At 69.0% G+C, this 8,178-nt stretch carries 8 protein-coding genes and 1 pseudogene; 6 read left to right on the forward strand and 3 right to left on the reverse strand.

Features of this window, described 5'->3' with window-relative positions:
- Window positions 1-761, reverse strand: a 761-nt coding sequence (locus M6444_RS18610; RefSeq protein ID WP_298330933.1) for an aldo/keto reductase, incomplete at its 3' end; no start/stop codon positions are given.
- Window positions 762-880: 119 nt separating this feature from the next.
- On the opposite strand from M6444_RS18610, the gene M6444_RS18615 reads away from it, so the two are divergent.
- Window positions 881-1,849 (forward strand): DUF5937 family protein, encoded by a 969-nt coding sequence (locus tag M6444_RS18615; RefSeq protein ID WP_298330935.1) that lies wholly within the window; start codon window positions 881-883, stop codon window positions 1,847-1,849.
- 13 nt (window positions 1,850-1,862) lie between these two features.
- Here the strand turns inward: M6444_RS18615 and M6444_RS18620 are convergent, their stop codons facing one another.
- Window positions 1,863-2,468 (reverse strand): TetR/AcrR family transcriptional regulator, encoded by a 606-nt coding sequence (locus M6444_RS18620; protein ID WP_298330937.1) that lies wholly within the window; start codon window positions 2,466-2,468, stop codon window positions 1,863-1,865.
- Between the two features lie 86 nt (window positions 2,469-2,554).
- Here M6444_RS18620 and M6444_RS18625 point away from each other — a divergent pair, with 86 nt between their 5' ends.
- The 5 genes from M6444_RS18625 (at window position 2,555) to M6444_RS18645 (ending at window position 7,704) form a co-directional block, all read left to right on the forward strand.
- Entirely contained in the window at window positions 2,555-3,289 is a 735-nt protein-coding gene (locus M6444_RS18625; protein ID WP_298330939.1) for an SDR family oxidoreductase, read from the forward strand.
- Window positions 3,289-3,621, forward strand: a complete 333-nt coding sequence (locus tag M6444_RS18630; protein WP_298330941.1) for a hypothetical protein — start codon at window positions 3,289-3,291, stop codon at window positions 3,619-3,621. Before M6444_RS18625 ends, M6444_RS18630 begins: the two co-directional genes overlap by 1 nt.
- Window positions 3,622-3,689: 68 nt before the next feature.
- Complete coding sequence (locus M6444_RS18635; RefSeq protein ID WP_298330943.1) at window positions 3,690-4,430, forward strand: class I SAM-dependent methyltransferase; 741 nt, start codon at window positions 3,690-3,692, stop codon at window positions 4,428-4,430.
- 91 nt (window positions 4,431-4,521) lie between these two features.
- Window positions 4,522-6,186, forward strand: coding sequence for a LuxR C-terminal-related transcriptional regulator (locus M6444_RS18640; protein ID WP_298330945.1), 1,665 nt, complete (start codon window positions 4,522-4,524; stop codon window positions 6,184-6,186).
- Window positions 6,187-6,300: 114 nt separating this feature from the next.
- Window positions 6,301-7,704 carry a hypothetical protein gene (locus M6444_RS18645; protein WP_298330947.1) on the forward strand — a complete coding sequence of 468 codons (1,404 nt, stop codon included), beginning with the start codon at window positions 6,301-6,303 and terminating at the stop codon, window positions 7,702-7,704.
- Between the two features lie 2 nt (window positions 7,705-7,706).
- Here the strand turns inward: M6444_RS18645 and M6444_RS18650 are convergent.
- A pseudogene (locus M6444_RS18650) lies at window positions 7,707-8,178 on the reverse strand (DNA polymerase IV); the annotation flags it as partial.

Raw genomic sequence — 8,178 nt, forward strand, 5'->3', positions numbered from 1 at the left:
ACCTCGTCCGCGGTGAGCTCGAACGAGAACAGATCGAGGTTGGTGCGTTGCCGCTCGGGGTTGGACGACTTCGGGATGGGCAGTGATCCCAACTGCAGATGCCAGCGGAGGATGACCTGGGCCGGGGTGACGTCGTGTGCACGTGCCGCGGCAGTGATCGGTTCCGCGTCGTACGGGGCGTTGCGTTTGGCCAACGGGCTCCACGCCTCGGTGACGACGCCTAGGCGGCGGTGCACCGCACGCATCTCCTCCTGCGGAAACAATGGGTGCATCTCGATCTGATTCACCGCCGGGGTGACGCCGCTGTCATCGATCACCGCGGCCAGGTGCTGCTCGGTGAAGTTGCTGACCCCGACCGATCGGATGAGCCCGCGCTCGCGCAGGTCGACGAGAGCGCGCCAGGCCTCGACGTACAGCCCGACGCTGGGGTTGGGCCAGTGGATGTGCACGAGGTCGACGTAGTTGCTGCGCAGTCGCTTCAGCGAATCTTCCACGGAGCGGATGCACAGGTCGTACTGATGGTGGCGCCCGGGAACCTTCGTCGCGATCTGCACCTCGTTCCGGGACAGTCCGGACCTGCGGACCGCCTCACCGACCTCGACCTCGTTCTCGTAGTTCACGGCCGTGTCGAGCAGGCGGTAGCCGGCCTCCAGGGCATTCACCATGGCGGTGATGCCGTCTTCCCCACGCAGAGAGACGGTCCCGAAGCCGACGGCGGGCAGGGTGTTGCCGTCGTTGAGGGCCACGGATGGAATGGTCATGACATCTCCTGTGATCATCGGCGATGGGTGGGCGCCTCGGAGCCAAAGTGCGTTCATCTCCACGATGGTGGACCGCGCGGCAGCGTCAAAACCGACCATTCACTCTAGAGTGAATTCTCGTGATCACCATCGAGCTGGCGATGAGTGACCTGGCGAACGTGCGCTTCGCGATCTCACCGAGTTGGGAACTGGCTATCAGCCTTCGGGTCTTGGCAGCGCCCGGTGCTCATGCGGCGCATGTGCCCTGGGTGCGACGGCACCGCGCAGAGGTCCTGGCCGATCCTGACCTGCAAGCCTTGGTCGCACTCACGCGCGGTACCGGCCCGCTGCCGGGTTTCCTCGCCGCGACACCGCAGGGCACGCCGGGCGATCCCGAGCAGGAGATCGACGCGATCCTGGCGGTCGATCCGGCTGTCATCATCACCGAGATCCAGCACCTGAGCGGCCCTCAGCCGCCGGCCGCGGTCCAGGCCCTCGTGCGTGAGCCGGACCGAGTACCGGCGCTGCTGCGGGAGCAGATGCACCGTTATTGGGCGACGGCCTTGGCGGCGCACTGGCCACGGATGGTGGCACTGCTGGAGGGTGACGTGGTTCACCGGGGACGCAAGCTCGCCAACGCCGGGCCGGCCGCGCTCTTCGGTGACCTCGATCCAGCGGTCAGCTGGTCCATGGACGGACGCCTGCTCATCGAGAAGCCGACGAGCGAGGTCACCCACACGCTCAGCGGACGGGGTCTCGTCCTGGTCCCGTCGGTGTTCGCCTGGCCGCACGTTTATGTCAAGGCGACCGATCCGTGGCAGCCGGTCCTGCGGTATCCCACGCGAGGGGTGGGAGCGTTGTGGGAGCAGGCCGGTCACGAGGACGGAAGTGATCTCGCGGCCGTCCTCGGGCACACCCGGGCACAGCTTCTCGCCCTGACCGAGGATCCCCGGACGACGATGGAGCTGGCGCGAGCCACGGGGCTGGCCGCGGGCGGTATCAGCACCCACCTCGACCGCTTGGTCCGCTCCGGTCTGCTCGCCCGGCACCGGCAAGGGCGCACCGTCGCCTATGTGCGCACACCCAAGGCCGAGGTGTTGCTGAGCTGACCCCGGCGCGCCATCACTCGTCGCGCGGTGCTGCTCCGTAGAGCGCTTGATCGACCAGCCGCTCGACGATCGAGTCGTCGAAGGGCACTTTGAGCACGAGCAGTCGGTGGTAGCAGGCGCCCCACAGTTGGTCGACGATGATGTCGAGGTCGGCGTCCTCGCGTAGCTCACCGTGTTGCTGCGCGATGCGGAGGCGTTGCCGGGCGAGTTCGCGTCGGGGCAACGCATAGCTCGTCGACCACGCCTCGGCGAGGTTCGGATCCATCTGCGCCGCGCCGATGAGCTCGGACACCGGCTGCTTGGCGCCCTCGTCGTTCAGCCACCGCACAAAGGCATGCAACTGGGTGATCAGATCGCGGCGCACATCGCCGGTATCGGCGAAGTCCAGGATCGGTTCGCTCTGGGTGAAGTACGCCTCGGCGGCGAGTGCGCCCGGGGACGGCCACCACTTGTAGAGCGTCATCTTGCTGGACCCTGCTTCGGCGGCGACGCGGTCGAACGTCACTGCTGGTAGGCCATCTCGGAGCAGGATGCGCCCTGCCGCGGCCAGCACGGCCGCGCGGACTTCAGCGGCTGGGCGACGGCCGCGTCCCCGTCGAGTACCCGTGCTCTCGGACATTCCGCACCCCTAGATATGGACGACCTGTCTATTTAGGCGTACAGTCTAAATGTACATTCAGTCCATATCTTAGCGAGGGTCGAATCATGACCAACACAGACCGCGTCGCGATCGTCACAGGCGGGTCCGGCGGCATCGGCCGGGCCGCGGTCGAGCGGCTGGCCGCCGACGGCTTCGCCGTCGTCGTGCATTACGCAGGCCGAAAGGATCGCGCCGAAGAGACGGTGAGCGCTGTGGAACAGGCCGGCGGCCGAGCCATCGCCGTCGCCGGCGACGTAGCGGACGAAGTGGCGATGGAAGCGATGTTCGACGCCGCGGAGCGCACGTTCGGCGGTGTCGACGTCGTCGTCCACACCGCTGGGGTCATGCCGCTGGCACCGATCGCCCGCATGGATCTGGAGACGTTCGACAGCGTCCAGCGCACCAACGTGCGCGGCACGTTCGTCGTCGATCAACTGGCTGCTCAACGGGTGCGCAGTGGTGGTGCGATCATCAACTTCTCCACGTCGGTGACCCGCCTGCAGATCCCGACGTACGGCGCATATGCGGCCTCCAAGGGCGCCGTCGAGTCCCTGACCCTGATTCTCGCGCGAGAACTGCGCGGGCGTGACATCACCGTCAACGCCGTCGCGCCCGGCCCGACGGCCACGCCGCTGTTCTTCGAGGGCAAGACCCAGGAAGCGATCGACCAGATCGCCGCAGCGAACCCGATGGAGCGGTTGGGGACCCCGGCCGATGTCGCCGAGACGGTCGCTTTCCTCGCAGGGCCCGCCCGCTGGGTGAACGGACAGGTGATCTACGTCAACGGTGGGGCCGCCTGATGAGCAGCCTTCCGTCCGGTCGGTGGCGGGATGCCGGACGGCCACCTCTGGATCGGCACGGGGGATGCGTTCGAGCCGGAGAACGCCGCCACCGACGACTCATCTCTCTCGGCGGTCAGCGGCTCTGGCAACTGCCGGTCGAGGACGGCGTCGCTACAGCCGACCCGATCGATCACTTCGTCGGTGATTTCGGCCGCATCCGGACGGTCGGGCTCGCACCGGACGGGTCGCTGTGGCTGGTCACGTCCAATACCGATCGCGCCACCTGGGGCGGCACCGACCCCCGCGAGGGTGACGACCGCATCCTCCGTGTCGAGGTGAGCCGTCCCTGAACCCCCGGGGTCATACCCGGCAGAAAACGGTTCGACGCGCCGCGCCGCCTGCTGGCAGGGTCGACGCGATGAGACAGGACGAGATCTGGGACGCCGAGGCGGCGCGAACGTACGACACACCCGGGGTCGGGATGTTCGCACCCGAGGTGCTGGAAGCGACCGCGCAGCGGCTGGCCGAGTTGGCCGACGACGGGCGGGCGCTCGAATTCGCCATCGGCACCGGTCGGGTAGCGGTTCCGCTGGCCGAGCGCGGAGTGCCGGTCACCGGAATCGAGCTGTCCCAGCCGATGATCGATCAACTTCGTACCAAAGTGGACGAGTCGACGATCCCGGTGGTGGTCGGCGACATGGCTACGGCGACCGCCCCCGGTGAGTTCAGCCTCGTGTATCTGGTGTTCAACACGATCTCGAACCTGCTGACCCAGGCCGAGCAGGTCGCCTGCTTCCGCAACGCGGCCCGTCACCTGCGGCCCGGGGGTCGGTTCGTCATCGAATTGGGCGTGCCCGACCTGCGGACGTTGCCGCCGGGTCAGGGGGCCACCGTGTTCCGGCAGGAGCCGGGCTACATCGGCCTGGATGTGTACGACGTGGTGAACCAGCACCTCGTCTCGCATCACTTCCGCTTCGGTGCCGGTCGAGAGGCGGAGGTGTCCCGCAGCCCGCACCGTTACATCTGGCCTGCCGAGCTCGACCTGATGGCCCAACTCGCCGGAATGGAGTTGGAGTCCAGGGACGCCGACTGGACGGGGACGGCGTTCACCGCGGAGTCCGGGTCGCACGTCTCGGTCTATCGCCTGGCCGACGCGTGACTTTAGAGTGAGCTCACAGGGCACGATGAACCGTGCACCATCGCGGTGATCGCTGCCATCCGTGCCCCGATCCTGGACGGAGGCAGGCGCCGTGACCGACGGGTCGCGCGAACTCGAGCAGGCGCACGCGGCGTTCGATCGCCGGGCCTGGGACGAGGCGTATGCCCGGCTGGTTGCCGCCGATGAAGCCGGCTCGCTGGGTCCCGACGACCTCCAGCGCCTCGCGGTCAGCGCGTTTCTCACCGGCAGAGACGACGTCGCCGAGGACCGCTGGGCCCGCGCGTATCAGGCGTTCGACGAGGCCGGAGCGGTGCAGGCGGCCGCCAGGTGTGCGTTCTGGCTGGGCATGGTGCTGATCACCGCGAGGGGTGCCGAGGCTCGGGGCAGCGGATGGATCGCGCGGGCGCAGCGTCTCGTCCATGAGCGCGCCCCGCGTGACTGCGCTGAACGCGGCTACGTGCTGCTTCCGGCGGCGCTGCGGGCGCTGGACGTCGGCGACGCCGAAGCCGCGCACGCCGCATTCGACCAGGCCGCTGCCATCGGCGATCGCTTCGATGAACCGGACCTCGTCGCTCTCGCCCGACTGGGGCAGGCTCAGGCGTTGCTCCGGATGGGCGCCGAACAACCCGGGATGCAGCTGCTCGACGAGGTCATGGCCGGCGTCGATGCCGCACGGGTCTCGCCGATCACGCCAGGCATCGTCTATTGCGGGGTGATCCTGGCCTGCCAACAGGTCTTCGACGTGCGCCGGGCCCAGGAATGGACGGCCTCGCTGACCGAGTGGTGCGCCGACCAGCCGGGGCTCGTGCCGTTCCGCGGCCAATGCCTGGTGCATCGCTCGGAGCTGGCCCGGCTGCGGGGCGACTGGGCCGAGGCCGTCGCCGAAGCCGACCAAGCATGCGAGCGGCTGTCCATACCCCCGGACCCAGCAGCGGCCATGGCGTACTACCAGCGTGCTGAATTGCATCGTCTGCAAGGTGAGTACGCAGCCGCCGAATCCGCGTTCGAGCAAGCGGCCGCCTTGGGTCACGACCCGCACCCGGGCCTGGCGCTGCTGTGGCTGGATCAAGGGCGAACACAGGCCGCCGCCGCAGCCGTCCACCGCATCATCGACCAGACGAGCGACCCGTACCCGCGGGTGAGTGACGAGGCCCGTGATCCCCGTCCCCGGGCGCACCTGTTGGGCGCATGCGTCGAGGTGATGCTCGCCGTCGGCGATACGCCGGCCGCCTGGGCCGCCACCACTGAGCTCACGGAGCTGGCCGAGTCACTCGGTACGCCGTTGGTCCAGGCGGTGACCGCCCAGGCCCGGGGAGCGGTGCTGCTCGCCGACGATCAACCGGGCGCCGCCGTGCGCGCCCTGGAAGAAGCTCGCTCGGGCTGGCTCGAGCTACAGGCGCCCTACGAAGTGGCCCGCACGCGGGTGCTCATCGCACGGGCGCTGCGCGAACTCGGTGACGACGACACCGCGGCACTCGAACACCGAGCAGCGGCGAAGGTCTTCGACGAGGTCGGCGCCACGCCCGACCTCCAGCGTCTCGACGCACCAGCGGCCCACCCGCCGAGCGGACTGACCGCCCGCGAGCTCGAGGTGGTTCGGCTCGTGGTGGGCGGGCGCACCAACCGGGAGGTCGCTGCGGAGCTGGTCATCAGCGAGAAGACGGTGGCAAGACACCTGCACAACGTGTTCACCAAGCTCGACCTGCCCAACCGCTCCGCACTCACGGCTTTCGCCTACGAGCACGACCTCGTCTGACGCCGTACACACGATGGTGTAGCCGCGTTGCGTCGTGAGTTGCATCGTTCTGCCGACGCGAGGCTCGGCGCCCCGTTCGTAGCGTGAGCGAACACCGCTGACGTGAGGAGCGCCATGACAACGCATCGATCCCATGCCGTCGTGCTCGGCGCCAGCATGGCCGGGCTCGTTCACGCTGCTGCGCTGGCTGAACGGTTCGACCGGGTGACGCTGGTCGATCGAGACGTCCTGCCCGATCAGCCGGACCGGCGGCGAGGTGTGCCGCAGGACCGGCACATCCACTTGCTCGTGCCCGGCGGGGTGGTCCGGCTGGAGCAGCTGCTCCCCGGTGTGACCGAGGACTTCGCGGCCCGCGGCGCGCACATCATCGCGGCCCCGGAGTGGCGCTTCTACATGGGCGGGGATCGGCTGAATCTCACCGATGCGCTTCGCGTCGTAGGAGCGACCCGGCCACTGATCGAGAGCGTGGTGCGCGACCGGGTCCGTGCCCTCAGCGGGGTCGAGTTCGTCGACGGGTGGAGCGCTCGGAACCTGACGACCACCGACGACCGCACACGGGTGACCGGGGTGCGGCTGCGGTCCGAGGCCGTCACGGACGAGACGCGCACACTGTCGGCCGACCTGGTGGTCGACACGACGGGCCGAGGCTCGCCGTCGCCGCGCTGGCTGGCCGATCTGGGATACCGGCCGCCGAACGAGGATCGCCTGATGGTCGGCGTGCACTACACCACGCGCCTGTTCCGCCGTACCGACGGCGACCTGGGCGGATGCCGCAACGTCGTGGTGGACATCCCGCCCGGAAGCCGCCGTGGCGGCGTCGCGTTGGCCATCGAGGACGGACGGTGGCTGGTCACCCTCATGGGGATGCTGGGCGAGCGACCGCCGACCGACATCACCGGCTTCACCGACTACGCCGGCAGCCTCTGGGTGAACGACCTGCACGAGATCGTCCGCGATGCCGAACCGGTCAGCGACGCCTTCACCATGGCCTTCCCGGCGTTCTCCTGGCACCGGTACGACCGGCTGCGCCGCCTGCCGGAGGGGTACGCGGTCAGCGGTGACGCCGTCTGCTCCTTCGACCCGCGGTTCGGGCAGGGAATGACCGTGGCCATCACCGAGGCGATCGAGTTGGGCCGGGTGGTGGACCGGCACGGGAATCAGCAGGTCGGCAAGCGGCTCCTCGCCGCAGCTCGGCCGGTCGTGCGCGACGCGTGGGACCTCGCGACGGGCTCCGACCTCGCCAACCCCGACGTCGACGGCCCACGGCCGCTGCCGTGGCGGCTCACCCAGACCTACCTGCAGCGGCTGCTGCCGGTGGCCCACCATGATCCCGAGGTCGCCGCGGCGGTCATCCGGACCATCGGCATGCTCGATCGCCCGCAGCGTCTCATGCACCCGCGCACGCTGCGCCGCGTCCTCGCCGGTGGCCGGGTCCGCCGAGAACGCGACGAGGTGCCGACGCCACCGGCGGGTGACGCCGTCGCCGGAGGTCCGGAAGGCGTGGGAGCTGAGCGGTGAGTTCAGGCCGACGTGGGCGGCGGCTGTGCCGCGGGCTCGGTCATCTCGGCGCGGACACCGAGGAGCCGGATCGGGCGGTCATCGTCCAACTTGGCCAGCAAGTCCCGCGCCGTCTGGGCTATCACGTCGGCGTCGAAGGTCGGTTCCGGGAGCTTGCGCACCCGGGTGACGGTGAAGAACGGCGCGAAGCGCACCTTCAGATGCACCCGTACGCACGGACGTTCCTCGCGGCGGATGTCGGCGACCACTTGCTCAGCCAGCGCCTCGATCGCGTTCGTGATCTCTTCCGGAGTGGTGAGGTTCTGCTGGTAGGTCGTCTCGCGCCCGTGCGCGCGTGCGACCCACGGCGTGTCGTCGACGACGGCGCTGCCACCACCACGACCGAGCATGCGGATGTAGGGCCCGGTGTTGGGTCCGAACTCTTTCATCAGCGGTTCTTTCGGCGACATCGCGAGTTCGCGGACGGTCGTGATG

Source organism: Haloactinopolyspora sp., assembly GCF_027324685.1.
Lineage (GTDB): Bacteria > Actinomycetota > Actinomycetes > Jiangellales > Jiangellaceae > Haloactinopolyspora.